Source organism: Bradyrhizobium sp. JHI2711, assembly GCF_056156565.1.
In genome coordinates this window covers 894,793-914,854 of record NZ_JBPZPT010000002.1, presented here as the reverse complement: position 1 = coordinate 914,854, position 20,062 = coordinate 894,793, and the positions used below count along the sequence as shown (strand labels likewise).

At 65.9% G+C, this 20,062-nt stretch carries 20 protein-coding genes; 8 read left to right on the top strand and 12 right to left on the bottom strand.

Annotated elements, in window-relative coordinates; all coding sequences use genetic code 11:
- Positions 1 to 94: 94 nt before the first annotated feature.
- Positions 95 to 985, top strand: a complete 891-nt coding sequence (locus tag ACTEK7_RS16845) for an NAD(P)-dependent oxidoreductase (RefSeq protein ID WP_225147394.1) — start codon at positions 95 to 97, stop codon at positions 983 to 985.
- Between the two features lie 131 nt (positions 986 to 1,116).
- Here the strand turns inward: ACTEK7_RS16845 and lysA are convergent, their stop codons facing one another.
- The 3 genes from lysA to argH all read right to left on the bottom strand — a co-directional run bounded on the left by lysA (position 1,117) and on the right by argH (position 4,191).
- A complete protein-coding gene (gene lysA / locus ACTEK7_RS16840; protein ID WP_035996848.1) occupies positions 1,117 to 2,382 on the bottom strand; it encodes a diaminopimelate decarboxylase in 1,266 nt (421 codons plus the stop codon).
- Positions 2,383 to 2,405: 23 nt separating this feature from the next.
- The gene (gene lptM, locus ACTEK7_RS16835; RefSeq protein WP_035996882.1) at positions 2,406 to 2,699 is read right to left on the bottom strand and encodes an LPS translocon maturation chaperone LptM; all 294 of its coding nucleotides are present in this window, start codon (positions 2,697 to 2,699) and stop codon (positions 2,406 to 2,408) included.
- Between the two features lie 94 nt (positions 2,700 to 2,793).
- Complete coding sequence (gene argH / locus ACTEK7_RS16830; protein WP_225147395.1) at positions 2,794 to 4,191, bottom strand: argininosuccinate lyase; 1,398 nt, start codon at positions 4,189 to 4,191, stop codon at positions 2,794 to 2,796.
- A gap of 100 nt (positions 4,192 to 4,291) precedes the next feature.
- Between argH and tlpA the strand changes: the two genes are divergently transcribed.
- Complete coding sequence (tlpA, locus tag ACTEK7_RS16825; RefSeq protein ID WP_225113053.1) at positions 4,292 to 4,957, top strand: thiol:disulfide interchange protein TlpA; 666 nt, start codon at positions 4,292 to 4,294, stop codon at positions 4,955 to 4,957.
- Between the two features lie 4 nt (positions 4,958 to 4,961).
- Here tlpA and ACTEK7_RS16820 read toward each other — a convergent pair whose 3' ends face one another.
- The 6 genes from ACTEK7_RS16820 to ACTEK7_RS16795 all read right to left on the bottom strand — a co-directional run bounded on the left by ACTEK7_RS16820 (position 4,962) and on the right by ACTEK7_RS16795 (position 9,041).
- Positions 4,962 to 5,156 carry a glutathione S-transferase family protein gene (locus ACTEK7_RS16820; RefSeq protein WP_036020754.1) on the bottom strand — a complete coding sequence of 65 codons (195 nt, stop codon included), beginning with the start codon at positions 5,154 to 5,156 and terminating at the stop codon, positions 4,962 to 4,964.
- A 204-nt stretch (positions 5,157 to 5,360) separates the two neighbouring features.
- Positions 5,361 to 6,242, bottom strand: a complete 882-nt coding sequence (locus ACTEK7_RS16815; RefSeq protein ID WP_035996839.1) for a 3-hydroxybutyryl-CoA dehydrogenase — start codon at positions 6,240 to 6,242, stop codon at positions 5,361 to 5,363.
- A 196-nt stretch (positions 6,243 to 6,438) separates the two neighbouring features.
- Positions 6,439 to 7,383 (bottom strand): electron transfer flavoprotein subunit alpha/FixB family protein, encoded by a 945-nt coding sequence (locus tag ACTEK7_RS16810; protein WP_225147396.1) that lies wholly within the window; start codon positions 7,381 to 7,383, stop codon positions 6,439 to 6,441.
- Positions 7,383 to 8,132 (bottom strand): electron transfer flavoprotein subunit beta/FixA family protein, encoded by a 750-nt coding sequence (locus ACTEK7_RS16805; RefSeq protein WP_036020746.1) that lies wholly within the window; start codon positions 8,130 to 8,132, stop codon positions 7,383 to 7,385. The genes ACTEK7_RS16810 and ACTEK7_RS16805 overlap by 1 nt, the downstream gene beginning before the upstream one ends.
- 127 nt (positions 8,133 to 8,259) lie before the next feature.
- Entirely contained in the window at positions 8,260 to 8,844 is a 585-nt protein-coding gene (locus ACTEK7_RS16800) for a cob(I)yrinic acid a,c-diamide adenosyltransferase (RefSeq protein ID WP_225147397.1), read from the bottom strand.
- 2 nt (positions 8,845 to 8,846) lie between these two features.
- A complete protein-coding gene (locus tag ACTEK7_RS16795; protein WP_036020744.1) occupies positions 8,847 to 9,041 on the bottom strand; it encodes a twin transmembrane helix small protein in 195 nt (64 codons plus the stop codon).
- A 313-nt stretch (positions 9,042 to 9,354) separates the two neighbouring features.
- Between ACTEK7_RS16795 and ACTEK7_RS16790 the strand changes: the two genes are divergently transcribed.
- On the top strand, positions 9,355 to 10,248 hold the full coding sequence (locus ACTEK7_RS16790; protein ID WP_225147398.1) for a YihY/virulence factor BrkB family protein: 894 nt from the start codon (positions 9,355 to 9,357) through the stop codon (positions 10,246 to 10,248).
- Here the strand turns inward: ACTEK7_RS16790 and ACTEK7_RS16785 are convergent.
- Together ACTEK7_RS16785 and gluQRS are read right to left on the bottom strand one after the other, a co-directional pair.
- The gene (locus ACTEK7_RS16785; RefSeq protein ID WP_225147399.1) at positions 10,175 to 11,428 is read right to left on the bottom strand and encodes an ATP-binding protein; all 1,254 of its coding nucleotides are present in this window, start codon (positions 11,426 to 11,428) and stop codon (positions 10,175 to 10,177) included. The genes ACTEK7_RS16790 and ACTEK7_RS16785 overlap by 74 nt on opposite strands.
- Before the next feature lie 101 nt (positions 11,429 to 11,529).
- Positions 11,530 to 12,402 (bottom strand): tRNA glutamyl-Q(34) synthetase GluQRS, encoded by an 873-nt coding sequence (gene gluQRS / locus ACTEK7_RS16780; RefSeq protein WP_225142852.1) that lies wholly within the window; start codon positions 12,400 to 12,402, stop codon positions 11,530 to 11,532.
- A 184-nt stretch (positions 12,403 to 12,586) separates the two neighbouring features.
- Here gluQRS and ACTEK7_RS16775 point away from each other — a divergent pair, with 184 nt between their 5' ends.
- Positions 12,587 to 13,240, top strand: a complete 654-nt coding sequence (locus tag ACTEK7_RS16775) for a DNA-3-methyladenine glycosylase family protein (protein ID WP_225147400.1) — start codon at positions 12,587 to 12,589, stop codon at positions 13,238 to 13,240.
- Here the strand turns inward: ACTEK7_RS16775 and ACTEK7_RS16770 are convergent.
- Complete coding sequence (locus tag ACTEK7_RS16770; RefSeq protein ID WP_225147401.1) at positions 13,237 to 14,124, bottom strand: LysR family transcriptional regulator; 888 nt, start codon at positions 14,122 to 14,124, stop codon at positions 13,237 to 13,239. The genes ACTEK7_RS16775 and ACTEK7_RS16770 overlap by 4 nt on opposite strands.
- Before the next feature lie 181 nt (positions 14,125 to 14,305).
- On the opposite strand from ACTEK7_RS16770, the gene ACTEK7_RS16765 reads away from it, so the two are divergent.
- The 4 genes from ACTEK7_RS16765 (at position 14,306) to ACTEK7_RS16750 (ending at position 19,969) form a co-directional block, all read left to right on the top strand.
- Positions 14,306 to 15,280 (top strand): NAD(P)H-dependent flavin oxidoreductase, encoded by a 975-nt coding sequence (locus ACTEK7_RS16765; protein ID WP_035996871.1) that lies wholly within the window; start codon positions 14,306 to 14,308, stop codon positions 15,278 to 15,280.
- A gap of 34 nt (positions 15,281 to 15,314) precedes the next feature.
- Positions 15,315 to 16,496, top strand: a complete 1,182-nt coding sequence (locus ACTEK7_RS16760; protein ID WP_225147402.1) for an ABC transporter substrate-binding protein — start codon at positions 15,315 to 15,317, stop codon at positions 16,494 to 16,496.
- Between the two features lie 22 nt (positions 16,497 to 16,518).
- Positions 16,519 to 18,045 carry an acyl-CoA synthetase gene (locus ACTEK7_RS16755; RefSeq protein ID WP_225147494.1) on the top strand — a complete coding sequence of 509 codons (1,527 nt, stop codon included), beginning with the start codon at positions 16,519 to 16,521 and terminating at the stop codon, positions 18,043 to 18,045.
- 163 nt (positions 18,046 to 18,208) lie between these two features.
- Positions 18,209 to 19,969: a flavin-containing monooxygenase gene (locus ACTEK7_RS16750; RefSeq protein WP_225147403.1), complete on the top strand. Its 1,761-nt coding sequence runs from the start codon at positions 18,209 to 18,211 to the stop codon at positions 19,967 to 19,969.
- Positions 19,970 to 20,062 lie beyond the last annotated feature (93 nt).

Genomic DNA, 20,062 nt, shown 5'->3' with positions numbered 1-20,062 from the left:
GAGTCCCGGACCGGCGCGCGCTTTAGGGCGCGCTTGTCCGGGACGACATCGAGGGCGGTGTGCGCGTTTTCAACAACAACCAAAGGGAAACACCATGGACATCGGATTCATCGGGCTCGGAAACATGGGTTTCCCGATGGCGCGGCGGTTGATCGAGGCGGGGCACAGGCTCGTCGTATTCGACACGCGCAAGGAGGTCATGGACAAGCTAGTCGCGCGCGGTGCCACTGCCGCGTCGTCGCCGAAGGACGTCGCTGACCAGGTCGAGACCGTGATGGCGAGCCTGCCCTCGCTGCAGGCTTCCCTGGACGTTGCCACCGGCGCTGGCGGCGTGATCGAGGGCACGCGTGCCAAACGTTTCGTCGATCTCTCAACCGTCGGCTCGGCGATGGCCGCGAAGATTCACGGGCTGCTCAAAGAGCGCGGCATCGTGCAGATCGACTGTCCCGTCTCCGGCGGCGTTGGCGGCGCCGAGAAGGGCACGCTTGCCGTGATGGTGTCAGGCCCGAAAGCCGAGTTCGCGCTGCTCAAGCCTGCGCTCGAGGTGATCGGAAAGGTGTTCTTCATCGGCGAGAAGCCGGGCGCGGCGCAGACCATGAAGCTCGCCAACAATTTCCTGTCGGCCACCGCGATCGTGGCGACGTCGGAAGCCGTGGTGATGGGCGTGAAGGCCGGGCTCGATCCCGCCGTGATGATCGACGTCATCAATGCGGGCTCGGGCATGAACACCGCGAGCCGCGACAAGTTTCCGCGCGCGGTGCTGCCGCGCACCTTCGACTTCGGCTTCGCCACGGGATTGATGGTGAAGGACGTGCGGCTGGCACTGGAGGAGATGACGCAGCTCGGCCTGTCGATGGAGGTCGCCGACGCGGTCGGGCGGCTGTGGGAGACCGTGATCCGCGCAGAAGGCGCCGAGTCCGATTTCACCGCGGCCATCAAGCCGATCGAGAAGAAAGCGGGTGTGATCGTAGGCGGAAAAAACTGACGTTCAGCGAAATAGCGCGGTCGTGCTGAATCTGCTCGACAGTTCAAGCGGTTTTGCCCGACGGCCACGCATCATTCCGAAACCCCCGGTCTACTGTGCATGGGGTTGTTTTGCAGGTTTTGGTAGCGGCCTCACAGCCACGGCGCCGGCGTGTCCATTGCAATGAGCTGCTCCACCTCGATGCGCGGGCGCACCACGGCGTATTGGTCGCCCTTCACCAGCACCTCGGGCACCAGCGGCCGGGTGTTGTAGGTGCCGGCCTGCACGGCGCCATAGGCACCGGCGGTCATGATGGCGAGGAGATCGCCGGGCGCGGGCGTCGGCAGCGTGCGGTCGAGGGCGAGATAATCGCCGGTCTCGCAGACCGGGCCGACGACATCGGCCTTGATGGTGGCGGCGCCCTTGGCCGGCTGCTTCACCGCCAGGATGTCGTGATGCGCCTCGTACAGTGTCGGGCGGATCAGGTCGTTCATGGCCGCGTCGATGATGACGAAATTCTTGCCGTCGCCGTGCTTCACATAGATCACCTTGGCGACCAGGATGCCGGCATTGCCGACGATCATGCGGCCCGGCTCGAACATCAGCGTGCAGCCGAGATTGTGGCTGACGCGCCTGACCATGGCGGCATAGGCGGCGGGCGCCGGCGGCGCCTCGCGATCCATGTAATAGGGGATGCCGAGACCGCCGCCGAAATCGACGTGGCTGATGTCGTGGCCGTCCGCCCGAAGCGTCTGCACGAATTCGGAGAGGATGCGGAACGCGGTCTCCATGCCGGACAGGTCGGTGATCTGGCTGCCGATATGCACGTCGGTGCCGGTCACCTTGATTCCGGGCAGCTTCGCCGCGCGCGCATAGACCTCGCGGGCATGCACGATCGGGATGCCGAACTTGTTCTCGGACTTGCCGGTGGAGATCTTTGCGTGCGTGCCGGCATCGACGTCGGGATTGACGCGGAGCGAGATGCGCGCGGTCTTGCCCATCTCGGTCGCCAGGCGCGACAGTAGTTCGAGTTCCGGCTCGGATTCGACGTTGAGGCAGAGGATGTCGGCGGCGAGCGCCGCGCGCAGCTCTGCCTCGGTCTTGCCGACGCCGGAGAAGACGATCTTGCTGGCGGGAATGCCGGCGGCCAAAGCGCGCTTCAGCTCGCCGCCCGAAACCACGTCGGCGCCGGCGCCGAGCTTGGCCAGCGTCCGCAGCACCGACTGGTTGGAGTTCGCCTTCATGGCGTAGCAGACCAGCACCTTCTCGCCGGCAAAGGCCTCGGTGAAGACGCGGTAATGCCGCTCCAGCGTTGCGGTCGAATAGCAGTAGAACGGCGTGCCGACGGTGGCGGCCAGCTCGGACAGGTTCACCGCCTCGGCGTGCAGCACGCCGTTGCGATAGTCGAAATGGTTCATGGCGCAGGCTCGGTTGTCCCGGCTTATTTCTTGCCGGGAGGTTCGTCCAGGAGCGGGTCGAGAATAAACGATTTCTTCCGGCCCTTGGCCGCCGCGGGCGCAGCATCCGCGCTGGCCGTGGGTTCGAACAGGCTCGGCGCCTTCTGGGCCGCGGTCTCGGGCTCGACGGGTGCGGCGCCGGTGGCTGCGGGGGCGTTGGAGGCGGTCGGCGGCAGATCCAGCGGGCCCTTGCGGCCGCAACCTGCAAGCGCGAGCGCCGTCAGGCTCAAGACAATGATGGCCCACCCCGAGCCGGCCGGGCGAAACTTTGACGTCACGACGAAAATCCCCACTACGCGCGGCGCACCATACAGAGATTGGCGCGTTCTGGCGAGAGCCGGATGACCATGAAACATAAGCGAAATTTTGCCCTCAGCCCAATTTTCGCTCTTTTTCCAGCCGCTTCGCCCAGGCCTTGGCCTGGGACGCCACGTTCTTCGGCGCGGTGCCGCCAAAGCTGGTGCGGCTCTTCACCGACGATTCGACCGAGAGCACACCGAGCACGTCCTTGGTGATTTTGGGCTCGATCGCCTGCATTTCCTTGAGCGGCAGCTCGTGCAGCGCGACGCCCCCCTCGGCGGCCTTGGCGACGATGCGGCCCGTGACGTGGTGCGCCTCGCGGAACGGCATCCTCAGCGTCCGCACCAGCCAGTCGGCGAGGTCGGTCGCCGTGGCATAGCCCTCGCCCGCGGCCGCCTTCATCTTGGCTTCGTCCGGAACGAGATCACGGACCATGCCGGTCATGGCGCGGATTGCCAGCGACAGCGCGGCAAAACCCTCCATGGCGCCCTGCTTGTCCTCCTGCATGTCCTTTTGATAGGCGAGCGGCAGGCCCTTCATGACGATCAGGAGGCCGTTGAGCGCGCCGATGACGCGGCCGGTCTTGGCGCGCACCAGCTCGGCGGCATCCGGGTTGCGCTTCTGCGGCATGATCGAGGATCCCGTGGTGAACTTGTCGCTGAGCCGGATCATGCCGACCAGCGGCGAGGTCCAGATCACGATCTCCTCGGCAAAGCGCGACATGTGCACGGCGCAGATCGCGGCGGCCGACAGCGTCTCCAGCACGAAATCGCGGTCGGAGACGGCATCGAGCGAGTTCGCCATCGGGCGGTCGAACAGGAGCGCCTTCGCGGTGGCATGGCGGTCGATCGGGAACGAGGTGCCGGCGAGCGCAGCCGCGCCCAGCGGCGATTCGTTCAGGCGCTTGCGGGCGTCCTGGAAGCGGCCGCGGTCGCGCGCCGCCATCTCGACATAAGCCAGCAGGTGATGGCCGAACGTGACGGGCTGCGCCGTTTGCAGATGCGTGAAGCCGGGCATCACGGTTGCGGCGTGCTCCAGCGCGCGGTCCACCAGGGCCTGCTGGAACGCGGCGAGCGCGGCATCGGTCTCGTCAATGACGTCGCGGACGAACAGACGGAAGTCGGTGGCGACCTGGTCGTTGCGCGAACGCGCGGTGTGCAGCCTTCCGGCGGCCGGGCCGATCAGCTCCGACAGGCGGCTCTCGACATTCATATGGATGTCCTCGAGCGCGCGCTTGAATTCGAAGCCGCCCTTGCCGATCTCTGACAGGATTGTGTCTAGACCCTTGCCGATATTTTTCGCATCAGAAGCCGTGATGATGCCCTGATTGGCCAACATCGCGGCGTGGGCCTTGGACGCGGCAATGTCCTGGGCGAAGAGGTGACGATCGACGTCGATGGAGACGTTGATCTCTTCCATGATCTCGTCGGGGCGTTCCGAGAACCGGCCGCCCCACATCTTGTTGCTCATGATCCCCTGCTCACGCCTGATTTGCCGCACGTTTGCTGGCCGCGGCCAGCCGTATTAAGAGGCCCCTGATAGCCATATCTGCGACCGGATGACAAACGATATGCTCGACCAGAAGCCCTCCGCCACGCGCCGCATCCCCTTCGTCATCGCCGCCGTGGCGATCGTCGGGCTGGCCGGCTTCGCCGCGCTGTACGGGCTCGGCCCGAGCCGGGCGCCCTTGGGCGATCCGACCTGCAAGGCGGCGGTGGCGACGGCGCAGAAGATCGCCCCGCTCGCCCATGGCGAGGTGGCGGCGCTGACCATGGCAAGCGCCCCGCTGAAGCTGCCCGACCTCACCTTCGAGGATGCCGAGGGCAAGCCGAAGAAGCTGTCCGACTTCCGCGGCAAGACCCTGCTGGTGAACCTCTGGGCCACCTGGTGCGTGCCCTGCCGCAAGGAGATGCCGGCGCTGGACGAGCTCCAGGGCAAGCTATCGGGCCCGAATTTCGAGGTGGTGGCGATCAACATCGACACCCGCGACCTGGAGAAGCCGAAAACCTTCCTGAAAGAGGCCAACCTGACCCGGCTCGCCTATTTCAGCGACCAGAAAGCCAAGGTGTTCCAGGATCTTAAGGCCGTGGGACGGGCACTGGGCATGCCCACCTCCGTGCTGGTCGACCCGCAGGGGTGTGAAATCGCGACGATCGCGGGGCCGGCGGAATGGGCGAGTGAGGACGCGCTCAAGCTGATCCGCGCGGCAACCGGCAAGGCCGCCGCGGCGCTTTAAGGGTTTAGGCCGTCACATTGAGATTGCCGCCGACGCCGGGGGCGACATTGGCGAGCGAGGGCTGGCCGGTGCCGAGCAGCGTCAGGACGGTGGATTTCTCCATATCCGCGTTCTGCTTGGTCAGCGTCGCCGCGATATTCGACTGCAGCGCGCCTTGCTGTGCGGCCAGCATGCTGCTGACCATTGCCATCATGTCCATTACGCGAACCCTCGTGCCGGCCGTAACCTAGGCGCGAGAGGTTAACGCGACATGAATTGTCATGGAGCAGTACGGGCAATCGTGTCCCGGACAAGGGGCGGCACGCAAGTGACGCACCGCAGAGCCGGGACCTAGCCTTCAGCGCGCGGCTCCTGGGCCTCGGCTCTGCAGCGCTCCGCGCTGCGTCCGGGGCACAAGGCCACCTTACCGCGTCGGCACCGGCTTGGCGCCGCGGTAGTCGTAGAAGCCGCGCTGGGTCTTGCGGCCGAGCCAGCCGGCCTCGACGTATTTGACCAGCAGCGGGCACGGGCGGTACTTGGAGTCGGCTAGCCCCTCGTGCAGCACCTGCATGATGGAGAGGCAGGTGTCGAGCCCGATGAAATCGGCAAGCTCGAGCGGACCCATGGGATGGTGGGCGCCCAGTTTCATCGCCGCGTCGATCGCCTCGACGTTGCCGACGCCTTCATACAGCGTGTAGATCGCCTCGTTGATCATCGGCAGCAGGATGCGGTTGACGATGAAGGCCGGGAAATCCTCGGAGACCGCGACCTGCTTGCCGAGCTTGCCGACGAAGTCCTTGGCGGTCTCGAAGGTGGCGTCGTCGGTGGCGATGCCGCGGATCAGCTCGACCAGTTCCATCAACGGCACTGGATTCATGAAGTGAATGCCGATGAAGCGCTCCGGGCGGTCGGTGGCGGCGGCGAGGCGCGTGATCGAGATCGAGGACGTATCGGAGGCGACGATCGCCTCCGGCTTCAATACGGCGCAGAGCTCGTGGAAGATCTTGCGCTTGACCTCTTCCTTCTCGACCGCGGTCTCGATGACGAGGTCGCAATCGGCGAGATCGTCCAGCTTCTCGGCTAGCTTGATACGCGCAATCGCCTTGGCCCTGTCGTCCTCGGTGACGGCCTTCTTGGAGACCTGGCGCGCCAGATTGCCGTTGATGGTGGCCATGCCCGACTTGAGGCGGTCGGCCGAAACGTCGTTGAGCACCACGTCGAAGCCAGCGAGCGCCGCGACATGCGCGATGCCATTGCCCATCTGACCCGCGCCGATCACGCCGACCTTCTTGATCACTGCCGCCATATTGTCATCCACCGGAACGGCGCGCGGGGGGCGCGCCCTGCCTTTTCCCCTCGAGCCGGGAGGTCCGATTTAATCAGAACCTTGGCTCGAAACCTAGATTGGATCGCCTCCAAGGCGCGCCCCACGCCAAAGAAAACGCCTCAGAAACGCAACACCGGCCGGAGTTTATACCTCCGGCCGGTGTTTTCGATGCCTTTTACTTGCCGAGCTTGCCGAGTTCGGCGGTCAGCTCCGGAACCGCCTGGTAGAGATCGGCGACCAGGCCGTAGTCGGCGACCTGGAAGATCGGCGCGTCCTCGTCCTTGTTGATCGCAACGATCACCTTGGAGTCCTTCATGCCGGCCAGATGCTGGATCGCGCCGGAAATGCCGACCGCGACATAGAGCTCGGGGGCCACCACCTTGCCGGTCTGGCCGACCTGCCAGTCGTTCGGCGCATAGCCGGCATCGACCGCGGCGCGCGAGGCACCGACACCGGCCCCAAGCTTGTCCGCGAGCGGCTCGATGTACTTGGCAAAGTTCTCGCGGCTCTGCATGGCGCGGCCACCGGAGACGATGATCTTGGCCGAGGTCAGCTCGGGGCGATCGCTCTTGGCGACTTCCTCACCGACGAAAGTCGACAGGCCCGGATCGGCCGCCGCCGCCACGGTCTCGATCGGGGCGCTGCCGCCCTCGCCTGCTGCGGCGAAGGTCGAGGTGCGGACCGTGATGACCTTCTTGGCATCCTTCGACTTCACCGTCTGGATGGCGTTGCCGGCGTAGATCGGGCGCTCATAGGTATCGGGCGCGACCACCTTGGTGATCTCCGAGACCTGCATGACGTCGAGCAGAGCGGCGATGCGGGGCATCACGTTCTTGAAGCGCGAGGTCGCCGGCGCGACGATGGCGTCATAGCCGGACGCCAGCGACACCACCAGCGCAGCCAGCGGCTCGGCGAGATCGTGCGCGTAGAGGTCGCCATCGGCGAGCAGCACCTTCTTCACGCCAGCGAGCTTGGCAGCGGCATCCGCCGCGGCCTTGGCGTTCTGGCCGGCGACCAGCACCTCGACATCCGCGCCAAGCGCGGCAGCTGCGGTCAGGGCCTTGTTGGTGGCGTCCTTGAGCGACGCATTGTCGTGTTCGGCAATCAGAAGCGTCGTCATCAGAGCACCCCGGCTTCGTTCTTGAGTTTCGACACCAGCTCGGCGACGTCCTTGACCTTGACGCCGGCCTTGCGGCCCGCGGGCTCAGCCGTCTTCAGAACTTCGAGGCGCGCGGCGATGTCGACGCCGTAATCGGCGACCGTCTTCTCCGCGATCGGCTTCTTCTTCGCCTTCATGATGTTGGGCAGCGAGGCGTAGCGCGGCTCGTTGAGGCGGAGATCGGTGGTGACGATCGCCGGTCCCTTCAGCTTCACGGTCTGCAGACCGCCATCGACTTCACGCGTCACCTTGAAGTCGGTACCTTCGACCTCGAGCTTGGAGGCGAAGGTCGCCTGCGACCAGCCGAGCAGCGCGGCCAGCATCTGGCCGGTCTGGTTCGAGTCATCGTCGATCGCCTGCTTGCCGAGAATGATCAGGCCCGGCTGCTCTTCGTCCGCAACCTTCTTCAGGATCTTGGCGACGGCGAGCGGCTCGACGGTGCCGTCCGCCTTCACCAGGATGCCGCGATCGGCGCCCATGGCAAGACCGGTGCGGATCGTCTCGGACGCCTGCGCAGGTCCAATCGAGACCACCACGACCTCGGTGGCCTTGCCGGCTTCCTTCAGGCGCAGCGCTTCCTCGACAGCGATTTCGTCGAAGGGGTTCATGGACATCTTGACGTTGGCGAGTTCAACGCCCGATCCATCGCCCTTGACGCGGACCTTGACGTTGTAATCGACCACCCGCTTTACCGGCACTAAGACCTTCATCGATCCTCTTTCACTCAATTTGGGAGGGGGGTTATCAACTGGCGCGGAACCTAAAGGCCTGATCTGCCCCGGTCAACGCGCGAACGGGTCTAATTTTGGCCTTCTGAAATGCGCCGAGCGCGATGGGTCAGCGGTTCTGGCCGGGAACCCAGAGCACGTCGCCGGCGCCATTGCCGTTCACGGCCCGGCTGGCCACGAACAGAAAGTCGGACAGACGGTTCATATAATGGATGCCAGCCGCGCTGACCGGCTCGTCCGGCTGGGCCGCCAGTTCCACGATCACGCGTTCCGCCCTGCGGCATATCGTGCGCGCCACATGCAGATAGGCCGCGGCCGGCGTGCCGCCGGGAAGCACGAAGGAAGTCAGCGGCGCGAGCTTGTCGTTGAGCGCGTCGATGTCGCGCTCGAGCCGCTCGACCTGGCTCGCCACCACGCGCAGCCGCTCGGCCTTGCCCTTGTCCTTGCCTTCCCGCTCCGGCACGGCGAGATCGGCACCAAGATCGAACAGATCGTTCTGGATGCGGCCGAGCATCGCATCGAGCTCGGGCATCTCCGCGGTGTGGAGCCTGACCAGGCCGATCGCGGCATTGGTCTCGTCGACCGTGCCATAGGCCTCGATGCGCAGATCGTATTTCGGCCGCCGCTCGCCGGTTCCCAGCGCCGTCGTGCCGTCGTCACCGGTCTTCGTGTAGATGCGATTGAGTACGACCATGATCAGCGTCCCATAGCCCAGACCGCGAGCATCGCGACGATGATCGCCACGAACTGAAGCAGCACGCGCCAGCGCATCAGCTTCTGCGAGGTGTTGGGCGAGCCGCCGCGCATCATGTTGATGAGCCCGAGCAGCAGCACCAGTGCCACGGCGCCGGCTGCGGCCGGCAGGATGAAAGTACTCAGAAAAGATGCCATTTGAGGGTAGATAACACCGTGTGTGCCGGTCCGCCATCTCCCCAGCTCGTCATTCCGGGGCGACGCGGCGGGATCGAGCGCAGCGAGACCCGGCGCGTCGAGCCCGGAATCCATCGCGCCACTTGCGCCGCGGCTAGATGGATTCCGGCCTCGCGCTGCGCGCGCCCCGGAATGACAAAGGGGGGCTTCGCGAACTGGCTTTTGGGCCAAGAATATCAGATGGTAGCGCGATGATTTTTCGATTTGCGCCCATTGCTCGTTCTCCTGGCCTCTCCCTACGTGCAGAGGGAGAGAGCAGCGGTGTAGGTGCCAAGTGAAAGCCATCCGCTACATTTACTGCGTGCTGGAGGACGCGTTTTACACGTTCCTCGCCGATGACGGCTGGGCGATCGCGAGCCACATCGCGCTGTCGACGCTGATGGCGCTGTTCCCGTTCCTGATCGTGCTGACCGCGCTCGCCGGCTTCTTCGGCTCCAAGGAACTCGCCGACCAGGCCGCCAGCCTGATGCTCCAGGTCTGGCCCAAGCAAGTCGCCGATTCGATCTCGGGCGAGGTTCATGACGTGCTAACCACCACCCGGACCGGCCTTTTGACCATCGGCGCGGCGCTGTCGGTCTACTTCGCCTCGAACGGCGTCGAGGCGCTGCGGGTCGCGCTCAACCGCGCCTATGCGGTGGTGGAGATGCGAAGCTGGTACTGGCTCCGGCTGGAATCAATTGCCTATACGATCATTGCGGCCTTCACGGCGCTCGCCATGGCGTTCCTGATCGTGCTCGGTCCGCTCATCATCGAGGCGGCGCGGCGCCACATTCCGCTGTTCGTCGAATCCAACGAGAGCATCCTCACCTGGGTGCGCTACGGCATCTCCATCGGCGCGCTGGTGGTGGCGCTGATCATCCTACATGCCTGGCTGCCGGCGGGACGGCGCAGCTTCCTGCAGATATTGCCCGGCATCGTCTTCACCATCGTGGCGTCGTTGATCTCGAGCATCGTGTTCGGCCAATACCTGGCCCGCTTCGCAAACAATTACGTGACGATGTATGCGGGGCTCGCCTCGGTGATCATCGCGCTGGTGTTTCTGTACTTCATCGCCGCGATCTTCGTTTACGGCGGCGAGCTGAACGCTGCGATCATCAAGTCGCGGCTTCCTCACGGCGTGTCGCTTCAAGCAGCGCAGTCGCTAAAGCCCGCGGAGACACAGGCTTGACCAGGAAGGCGTCGGCCCCGGCTTCGCGCGAGGCGGCCTCGTCCTCGCCGCGGCCGGACACGCCGATGATCGGGATCCGAGCCAGCGGCGTTGGCAGCCTGCGGATCCGCCGGATGGCCTCGATGCCGTCGATGCCCGGCAGCACCATGTCCATCAGCACCGCGTCGAATGCGCCCTGCTCCAGCCGGTTCACGGTGTCCTCACCGCGCCCGATGAACTCGGCGTGATGGCCGAGCTCGGTCAGGATGGTGTTGAGCACGACGCGGCCGAACGGATTGTCCTCGACGCTGAGAACGCGAAGCGCAGCGACCGCCTCGGGCTCGCTGCCGTCCTTTGCCTTGCGGGCGGTGCCCGGTCCCGCCAAGTCCAGCGACACCGTCAATGTGAAGGTGGCGCCGCCACCGCGGCGCGGAGCGACATTGATGTCGCCGCCCATCGCCCGCGCCAATTGCTTGACCGAGGAGAGACCCAAGCCGGCGCCGCCGAAGCGTGAGGCAATGGTGACATTGGCCTGGGTGAAGGGGCGGAACAGCCGCTTGATCTCGGCCATGGTCAGGCCGATGCCGCTGTCGGACACCGCAAAGGCGACGCCGACTCTGCCCTTTGCTTTGCCTTTGGCGGGACGCCACGGCTCGACGGCGAGGGCCACTCCGCCCTGATCGGTGAATTTCACGGCGTTGTCGATCAGGTTCTCGAGCGCGGCGCGCAGGCGGACGGAATCACCGACCACGAGCCCTGGGATCTTTTCGGCGATCTCGACCTTGGCCTGGAGACCTTTGGCCGCGGCACGGCCGGCCAGCGAATCGCCGGCGGTGCGGGCGAGCGCCTTGAGATCGAACAGGTCCTGGCGCGGCGTGCTGCCGCCCTTCCCCGTTCTGGCAGCATCCACGAACAGCGTGGCGAGGCTCGCCAGATGCTCGGCGCCGGCTTTGATGGTGTCGGCCCAGCGCCGCTCCCGCTCGCCTAGGTCGGAGGTCGCGAGCAGGTCGCTGATCGCGAGAATGCCGGTCAGGGGGGTGCGGACCTCATGGGCAAACGCGGCCAGCGCCGCTTGGACGACATCCGGCGCAACCGCCTTGGTGCTGCGCTTGCGCAGCTGACCGCCCGCCTTGGGCCGCTTCCGAAGCGGCCGCCGCTTGGACGTCCGGGTGGTGCGCACTGGACGCGTCTTCGCCGCCATGAATCCCCTTCGAAGTACCCTCTTCGAACCCCGCGCTGGCCAAGCATGGCACGGAGGAACGCCCGGAGTCACGGCGACGTTTCGCTAACCCCCAGAGAAACTTAACCTAATCCCACTAGCCGGCGGATCGCGGCAGGCGTGAGGCCGGCCGCGCGCAATTCGCGCAGACCGGTCGAGCGGCCCGATTTCGACAGCTTCCGACCCGCCTCATCGCGAATCAGCCGGTGATGGCGATAGGCCGGCTCGGGCAGGCCGAGCAGAACCTGGAGCAGGCGGTGCACCGCGGTGGCGTAAAACAGGTCCTGCCCCCGCACGATCTCGCTGGCGCCCTGGAGCGCGTCGTCGACGACCACCGAGAGATGGTAGCTGGTCGGCGTCTCCTTGCGGGCCAGGATGACATCGCCCCAGGCCTCCGGCCGCGCCGGCACCACGCCGCGCGCGCCGTCCGGCCCCTCGCCGAGCTCGTTCCAGCTCACGCCTGGGGCGTGACGGCAGGCGGCCGCCATGTCGAGCCGCAGCGCATAGGGCGCGCCCGAGGCGATCAGCCGCGAGCGCTCGTCAACCGACAGCGATTTGGCCTCGCCCGGATAAAGCGGCGCGCCGTCGGGATCGCGCGGCCACGGCCCGTCGGCCTCGCGCGCCGCGACCAGCCTTGCGATCTCGGCCCGACTTTCGAAGGCGGGATAGACGAGACTGAGCGCAGACATCTTGTCCAGCGCAGCGCGATAATCGGCGAGATGCTCCGACTGCCGCCGCACCGGCGTCTCCCAGGCAATCCCGAGCCAGGCGAGATCCTCGTAGATCGCCGTCTCGAACTCCGGCCGGCACCGCGTCACGTCGATGTCCTCGATCCGCAGCAACAACCGCCCGCCCGTCTTTCGCGCACGATCGAAGTTGAGCAGCGCGGAATAGGCGTGGCCGAGATGCAGGAAGCCGTTCGGGCTCGGGGCGAATCGGAAAACGGGTGGTGCCATCACATGAATCTCGTCATGGCCGGGCTTGTCCCGGCCATCCACGTTCTTCGGTACCACAGACCGATGGTGTCAACGTCACGAACAAACACCACGATCACCGCTCATGCTACACAGTGCCTCGCGGTGAGAAAGACGTGGATGGCCGGGACAAGCCCGCCATGACGCTGGAGAGAACCCGCCCGCCATGACCATCCACCTCGAAACCCAGTCCGATCTCGAAGAGGCCGTTCACGCGCTGATCAAGCGCGATCCGCGCCTCAAGCCCGTGCTCGAGATCGCGGGCATGCCGGCGTTGCGGCGGCGCGAGCCCGGGTTTACGGGGCTCGCGCACATCGTCTGCGGGCAGCAGCTCTCCACCGCGAGCGCCGCGGCGATCTGGGGGCGGCTGTCGGCCGCATTCGATCCGCTCGACCATGACGCCGTGCGCCGCGCCCGCGCCGACCGGCTGGGGCGGCTCGGCCTCTCCGCCGCCAAGATCAAGACGCTCAAGCATCTCGCCCGCGAGATCGCCGCGCAGCGGCTGAATCTCGACGTGCTCGCCGAGGAGGATGCCGATGCGGCGCATCACACGCTAATCGCGCTGCCCGGCATCGGCCCCTGGACGGCCGACCTCTACCTGCTGTTCTGCCTCGGCCACGGCGATGCCTGGCCGGCCGGCGACCTCGCCGTGCAGGAAGGCATCCGTATCGGCCTCGGCCTCAAGGCGCGGCCGACGGAGAAGCAGATGGCGCCGATCGCCGAGCCCTGGCGTCCGCTGCGCGGTGCGGCGGCGCATCTGTGGTGGAGCTATTACCGCGCGGTGAAGAAGCGTGAGGGCGTCCTAGCAGGATCGGGCTAACCGCGCAGCCGCGCGCGGTCGGTCCGGGCGCATTCGGCGACGAATTCGATCACGGCGCGCACCGCCGGCAGCTCGACGAGGTCGGGATGGGCCAGCAGCCAGAGATCCGCGACGCTGGCAAGCTTCTGCGGAGCGACGCGCACGAGATCGGAATAGCTTTCCGCGACGAAGCACGACAGCGCGGAGATTCCGATTCCGGCTCGGGCCGCCGCCAGCATGTCGCCCTGGGACGAGCAGCGCATCACCACCCTTGCTTGCCGCGTGACGACGTCGCTCCAGCGCGCAAGCTGCGCATTGGAGGTCTGGTCGGCGAAGCCGATGACGCTGTGCTCCTTCCAGTCGCCGCGCCGTTCCGGCAGGGACCGACCGGCGGCATAATCGCGCGAGGCATAGAAGCCGGTGCCGAGACGGCCGATCTTGCGGCCGACCAGGTTCTCCTCCCCGGTATCGAAGGGCCGCAGCACCACGTCCGCCTCACGCCGGCGCACGCTCGCCGGAAATGGATGGGTGATGATCTCGAGCTGGATATGATCGTGCGCGCGCAGGAAGGCTGGCAAGCGCGGCATCAGCCAGTGCGAGGCCAGCGTCGCGCCGATCGACAGCTTGACGATGCCGCGCGCCTTGTGTCCACCCGCCGCCACTGCGGTTTCGGCCCGCAGCGCTGCGGCCGCCATGGCCTCGGCGTGCTCGCGCAAGGTCCGTCCATCCGCGGTCAGCGCCAGGCCATCGGCAGCCCGCGCCACCAATCTGGTGCCGAGCTGGGCTTCCAGCGCCGCGATCTTGCGGCTGACGGTGGGATGGCTGGTGTGCAGGCGGCGGGCGGCGGCGGTGAAGCTGCCGGTATCGGCGACCGCGACGAAGGTCTTGCAAAGGTCCCAATCCATCGGCGGCCCTGTTCATACCTGAATGATCGTCCGTTCATTATTGAACGGTCCGGGCGGCGCCGTCCAACCTTATAATGGGATCAAATCCGCGGCCACGGGCGGCCCATCCGCCCGCGCGACAATCAAAACGGAAACGCCTCGTGATCCGCCCGCCGGCGGGGCCGCGTTTCGGGAGGACATGATGGCACTGCCCAATCTCTTGAAGGATTCGCTCGAGCTGCCCGTGGTCGGCTCCCCGCTGTTCATCGTCTCCGGCCCGGAACTGGTGATCGCCCAGTGCAAGGCGGGCGTCGTCGGCTCCTTTCCCGCGCTCAATGCCCGCCCGGTCGAGAAGCTCGGCGAATGGCTGAGCCGGATCGAGGACGAGCTCGGCGAGTACAAATCGCGCAATCCCGGCAAGAAGGTCGCGCCCTACGCCGTCAACCAGATCTGCCATGCCTCCAACGACCGGCTGATGAAGGACATGGAGACCTGCGTCAAGCACAAGGCGCCGATCATCATCACCTCGCTGCGGCCGCCGGCGGAGATCGTCGAGGCCGCGCATTCCTATGGCGGACTGGTGTTCCACGACGTCATCAACGTCAAGCACGCGCGCAAAGCGGCCGAGCAGGGCGTCGACGGCCTGATCCTGGTCTGCGCCGGTGCGGGCGGACACGCCGGCACGCTGTCGCCCTTTGCGCTGGTGCGCGAGGTCAAGCAATGGTTTGACGGCGCCGTCCTGCTGTCGGGCGCGATCAGCGACGGCTATGGCATCGCCTCGGCGCTGACGCTGGGCGCCGACCTCGCCTATATGGGCACGCGCTTCATCGCGACGCAGGAAGCCAATGCCGACCAAGCCTACAAATCGGCGCTGACGCAGCACGCCGCGCACGACATCGTCTACACCAACCTGTTCACCGGCGTGCACGGCAATTATCTCGGTCCGTCGATCGCTGCCGCCGGCCTCGATCCGGACAACCTCCCCGCCGCCGACAAATCGAAGATGAATTTCGGCTCCGGCGGCAACATGAAATCCAAGGCGTGGCGCGACATCTGGGGATCGGGCCAGGGCATCGGCCAGATTACTGATGCCCCGCCCGTTGCGGAGCTCGTCGACCGCATGAAGCGTGAATTCGATCAGGCGAGGCAGGATTTCCTGATGCGCGTCAGCGCCTGACGTCTCCAACTGACAAGACAAACGGGAGGATATCATGAAGCTGGCAGCCGCACTGATCGGTCTGTCCCTGTTGGCGCTCGCCACGGACAGCACCCACGCCGAAGGCACGGAGATCCGGATCGGACAGACCCTGCCCTATAGCGGCCCGGCCTCCGGCTTCGGCGCGATCGGCCGCACGCAGGAGGCGTTCTTCGAGAAGATCAATGCCGAAGGCGGCATCAACGGCCGCAAGGTCAAGTTCATCACGCTGGACGATGCCTACTCGCCGCCGAAGACGGTCGAGCAGACCCGCAAGCTGGTGGAGCAGGACGAAGTGCTGATGCTGTTCGGCTCGCTCGGCACCGCCACCAACAGCGCCGTGCATCGCTACCTCAACGGCAAGAAGGTGCCGCAGCTGTTCGTGCTTTCCGGCGCGACCAAATGGGCCGATCCGCAGAAATATCCATGGACCATGCCCGGCATGGCCGCCTATGAATCCGAAGGCGTGGTCTATGCCAAGCACGTGCTGCGCACCAAGCCGGGCGCCAAGATCGCCATCCTCTCCCAGAACGACGATTTCGGCCGCGACTACGTCGCCGGCTTCAAGCGCACGCTCGGCGACAAGGCTGCCGGCATGATCGTTGCGGAAGCGACCTACGAGACCAGCGCGCCGACGATCAGCTCGCAGCTCTCGACCCTGAAGGCATCGGGCGCCGACGTGCTGTTCGGCGTCGTGCTCGGCAAGTTCACCTCGCAGATGATCAAGGGCGTCGCCGAGCTCGGCTGGAAGCCCGAGCTGTTCTTCGTGCCGACCTCGGCCTCGTCGATCTCGTTCCTGGAGCCGGCCGGGCTCGACAACGCCGTCGGCCTGATCTCGTCGAGCAACCAGAAGGACACGATGGACCCGCAATGGGCCAGCGATCCCGGCGTGAAGGAGTATTTCGCCTTCATGAAGCAGTACATGCCGAACGCGGACCTCTCCAACTCCAACTATGCGGCCGGCTACCATTACGCGACGCTCCTGATGACGGTACTGAAGGCGTGCAAGGACGATTTCAGCCGCGACAACATCATGCGCCAGTCCGCCTCGCTGAAAGAGGTGAAGCTGCCGCTGCTGCTGCCCGGCATATCCGTCAGCACCGCCGCCGACGACTATCTGCCGTTCCAGCAGCTGCAGCTGCGGCGCTTCAACGGCAAGAGCTGGGTCGGCTTCGGCGACGTGCTGGACGATCGCTGACTCCAACGGAATGGGAATGACCATGATCATCAGCGGCGAACGCCGGATCGGCCATGACGAGATCCAGGCGCGCATCAGACGCGCGGCGAGCGGGCTGCGCGCCCTCGACCTTGCCGAGGGCGCACCGGTTGCCATGATGCTGCGCAACGACTTCGCCTTGTTCGAGGTGGTCGCGGCCTCGGCCGCACTGGGCAGCCCCGTGGTGCCAATCAATTGGCACCTGAAGGCCGAGGAGGTCCGCTACATCCTGACCGACAGCGGCGCGAAGATCCTGATCTGCCACGCCGATCTGCTGCCGCAAATCCGCGGCGGCATTCCGGAGGATGTCCGCCTGCTCGTGGTCGCAACGCCGCCCGAGCTGGCGGCGACCTTCGCCATTCCCCGTGAGCTGACCGAGGTCTCTTCCGGCCTGACCGATTGGGACCGCTGGCGCGACGGGCACACGGAAACAGAGGAGCCGCCGCGCCGGGCCGCGGCGATGATCTACACGTCGGGGACCACAGGCATGCCGAAGGGCGTACGCCGCATGCCGATGCCGCCGGAGCAGGCCGCCGCCTCGGAGCGCGTCGGCGCGATCGCCTACGGCATCAAGCCGCGCGAGGACCAGGTCGTGCTGATCAACGGTCCGATGTATCACTCGGCGCCGCATTCCTACGGCATGATGGCCTTCCGCAACGGCTGCACCATCGTGCTTCAGCCGCGGTTCGACGCCGAGGAGCTGCTGGCGCTGATCGAGCGCCACCGTGTGACGCATATCCACATGGTGCCGACCATGTTCGTGCGCCTGTTGCGCCTGCCCGAAGCGGTCAGGCAGCGCTACGACCTGTCGTCGCTGCGCTTCGTCGTGCACGGCGCGGCGCCCTGCCCGCCCGAGGTGAAGCGGGCGATGATCGAGTGGTGGGGACCGGTCATCAACGAATATTTCGGCTCGACTGAGACCGGCATCCCGGTCTGGCACTCGGCCGAAGAGGCGCTGAAGAAGCCCGGCACGGTCGGCCGCGCCATCGAAGGTGGCATCGTCAAGATCTTTCGCGACGACGGCAGCCTCTGCGATTCTGGTGAGGTCGGCGAGATCTACATGCGCCAGACCGCGGTGCCGGATTTCGACTATCACGGCAAAGCGCAGGCGCGCGCCGAGGCCGGGCGCGACGGTCTCGTCAGCGTCGGCGACGTCGGCTATCTCGATGAGGACGGCTATCTGTTCCTCTGCGACCGCAAGCGCGACATGGTGATCTCGGGCGGCGTCAACATCTATCCCGCCGAGATCGAGAACGTGTTGATCGCGATGCCCGGCGTGCGCGATTGCGCCGTGTTCGGCATCCCGGACGCGGAATATGGCGAGCGGCTGTGCGCCTGCATCGAGCCCGACAGGGCCGAGCAGCTCTCGGCCGCCGCGGTGCAGGCTTATCTGCGCGAGCGTCTGGCCAACTTCAAGGTGCCGAAGGAGGTCAAGTTCCTGGATGCGCTGCCCCGCGAGGCAACCGGAAAGATCTTCAAGCGCAAGCTGCGCGACCCCTATTGGGCGGACCACAGGCCGGCCGGCGCTTAAGTCGTTCTCCGGCCGCGTCCGCACGTGCGGAATTCCGGGCCATATTCCGTCCGGGCAGGGCCGCATGCCGGCCTCGCTCAGGTCCGCGGCTTTTGGCGGGCGGCGAAACCGTATAGCGTTCGATCTCTGAGGAAACGCCGCGAAGACGGCCATGAGGTCGCGCATGCTGGACCGGACGCAGGATATTTCCATCGCCGCACAGGCCTGGCTCGACGACTTCGAGCGCACCTTAAGCAGACCTGATCCCGCGACGCTGGGCCCGCTCTTCCTCGCCGACGGCTTCTGGCGCGACGTGCTGGCGCTGAGCTGGAACCTGCAGACAATCGCGGGCCGCGATGCGATCGCGCAGAAGCTTGCGGCGCGCGCGCCCAAGGCGGCGCCCAGCAATTTCAAGATCGCGCCGAACCGGGCGCCGCCGCGCTGGGTGACGCGCGCCGGCACCAACAACATCGAAGCGATCTTCAATTTTGAGACCGCGCTCGGCCGCGGCAGCGGCATTGTCCGGCTCATTCCCGACGGCCCTGACGACAGCCTGAAAGCCTGGACGCTGCTCACCGCGCTCGACGAATTGAAAGGCTTCGAGGAACAGCTCGGCACCTCGCGGCCGCGGGGGCAGGCCTATTCTCGCGACTTCCGCGGGCCGAATTGGCTCGACCAGCGCAACGCCTCGCGCGCCTATGCCGATCACGACCCGGCCGTGCTGGTGGTCGGCGGCGGCCAGGCCGGGCTCGCCATCGCCGCGCGGCTGAAGCAGCTCAAGGTCGACACCCTGATCGTCGATCGCGAGACGCGGATCGGCGACAATTGGCGCAAGCGCTATCACGCGCTGACCCTGCACAACCAGGTGCAGGTGAATCACCTGCCCTATATGCCGTTTCCGGCGAACTGGCCGGTCTATATCCCCAAGGACAAGCTCGCCAACTGGTTCGAGGCTTATGTCGATGCGATGGAGCTGAACTTCTGGACCGGCACCGAGTTCGAGGGCGGCGCCTATGACGAGGCCAAGGGCCACTGGACCGTCACGCTGCGGCGCGCCGACGGCAGCAAGCGCACCATGCATCCGCGCCATGTGATCATGGCGACCGGCGTCAGCGGCATCGCCAACATTCCCGACATTCCGACCCTCGACAATTTCAAGGGGACGCTGGTGCATTCCAGCGGCTACGAGGACGGCGAGAACTGGACCGGCAAGCGCGCCATCGTCATCGGCACCGGCAACAGCGGTCACGACATCGCGCAGGATCTTCATTCCAGCGGCGCCGAGGTGACGCTGGTGCAGCGCTCGCCCACACTCGTGACCAATATCGAACCGTCGGCGCAGCTCGCTTATGCGACCTACAACGAGGGCACGCTCGAGGACAACGATCTGATTGCGGCCTCGATGCCGACGCCGCTCGCGAAGAAGACGCATGTGATGCTGACCGAGCAATCCAAGCAGCTCGACAAGGAGCTACTCGACGGCCTCGCGCGCGTCGGCTTCAAGCTCGATTTCGGCGAAGCCGGCACCGGCTGGCAGTTCAAATACCTCACCCGCGGCGGCGGCTATTACTTCAACGTCGGCTGCTCCAACCTGATCGTCGAGGGCAAGATCAGCCTCAGGCAGTTCTCCGACATCGAAAGCTTCAACGCTGAGGGCGCGCGGATGAAGGACGGCTCGATCATTACCGCCGACCTGGTCGTGCTCTCGACCGGCTACAAGCAGCAGGAATATCTGGTGCGCAAGCTGTTCGGCGACGGCATCGCCGACCGCGTCGGGCCGATCTGGGGTTTTGGCGAAGGCTTCGAGCTGCGCAACATGTATGCGCGCACCAGGCAGCCCGGCCTCTGGTTCATCGCCGGGAGCCTGGCGCAATGCCGGATCAACTCGAAATATCTGGCGCTGCAGATCAAGGCGATCGAGGAAGGGATTTTGGCACGAATATAGCTACAGCCGTCATTCCGGGGCGCGCGAAGCGCGAACCCGGAATCCATCTAACCACAGAGTATGCTGCCCAATGGATTCTCAGATGCGCAATTG

Excerpts from the sequence above, each read along its gene's own strand:
- ACTEK7_RS16750 (WP_225147403.1), top strand. The coding sequence starts at position 18,209 with ATGCTGGACCGGACGCAGGATATTTCCATCGCCGCACAGGCCTGGCTC.
- ACTEK7_RS16805 (WP_036020746.1), bottom strand. The coding sequence starts at position 8,132 with ATGAAGGTCTTAGTGCCGGTAAAGCGGGTGGTCGATTACAACGTCAAG.
- ACTEK7_RS16795 (WP_036020744.1), bottom strand. The coding sequence starts at position 9,041 with ATGGCATCTTTTCTGAGTACTTTCATCCTGCCGGCCGCAGCCGGCGCC.
- ACTEK7_RS16785 (WP_225147399.1), bottom strand. The coding sequence starts at position 11,428 with ATGGCGGCGAAGACGCGTCCAGTGCGCACCACCCGGACGTCCAAGCGG.
- argH (WP_225147395.1), bottom strand. The coding sequence starts at position 4,191 with ATGAGCAACAAGATGTGGGGCGGCCGGTTCTCGGAACGCCCCGACGAG.
- ACTEK7_RS16775 (WP_225147400.1), top strand. The coding sequence starts at position 12,587 with ATGACCATCCACCTCGAAACCCAGTCCGATCTCGAAGAGGCCGTTCAC.
- ACTEK7_RS16770 (WP_225147401.1), bottom strand. The coding sequence starts at position 14,124 with ATGGATTGGGACCTTTGCAAGACCTTCGTCGCGGTCGCCGATACCGGC.
- lysA (WP_035996848.1), bottom strand. The coding sequence starts at position 2,382 with ATGAACCATTTCGACTATCGCAACGGCGTGCTGCACGCCGAGGCGGTG.
- tlpA (WP_225113053.1), top strand. The coding sequence starts at position 4,292 with ATGCTCGACCAGAAGCCCTCCGCCACGCGCCGCATCCCCTTCGTCATC.
- ACTEK7_RS16845 (WP_225147394.1), top strand. The coding sequence starts at position 95 with ATGGACATCGGATTCATCGGGCTCGGAAACATGGGTTTCCCGATGGCG.
- ACTEK7_RS16760 (WP_225147402.1), top strand. The coding sequence starts at position 15,315 with ATGAAGCTGGCAGCCGCACTGATCGGTCTGTCCCTGTTGGCGCTCGCC.
- ACTEK7_RS16755 (WP_225147494.1), top strand. The coding sequence starts at position 16,519 with ATGATCATCAGCGGCGAACGCCGGATCGGCCATGACGAGATCCAGGCG.
- ACTEK7_RS16800 (WP_225147397.1), bottom strand. The coding sequence starts at position 8,844 with ATGGTCGTACTCAATCGCATCTACACGAAGACCGGTGACGACGGCACG.
- ACTEK7_RS16815 (WP_035996839.1), bottom strand. The coding sequence starts at position 6,242 with ATGGCGGCAGTGATCAAGAAGGTCGGCGTGATCGGCGCGGGTCAGATG.
- gluQRS (WP_225142852.1), bottom strand. The coding sequence starts at position 12,402 with ATGGCACCACCCGTTTTCCGATTCGCCCCGAGCCCGAACGGCTTCCTG.
- ACTEK7_RS16765 (WP_035996871.1), top strand. The coding sequence starts at position 14,306 with ATGGCACTGCCCAATCTCTTGAAGGATTCGCTCGAGCTGCCCGTGGTC.
- ACTEK7_RS16820 (WP_036020754.1), bottom strand. The coding sequence starts at position 5,156 with ATGGACATGATGGCAATGGTCAGCAGCATGCTGGCCGCACAGCAAGGC.
- ACTEK7_RS16810 (WP_225147396.1), bottom strand. The coding sequence starts at position 7,383 with ATGACGACGCTTCTGATTGCCGAACACGACAATGCGTCGCTCAAGGAC.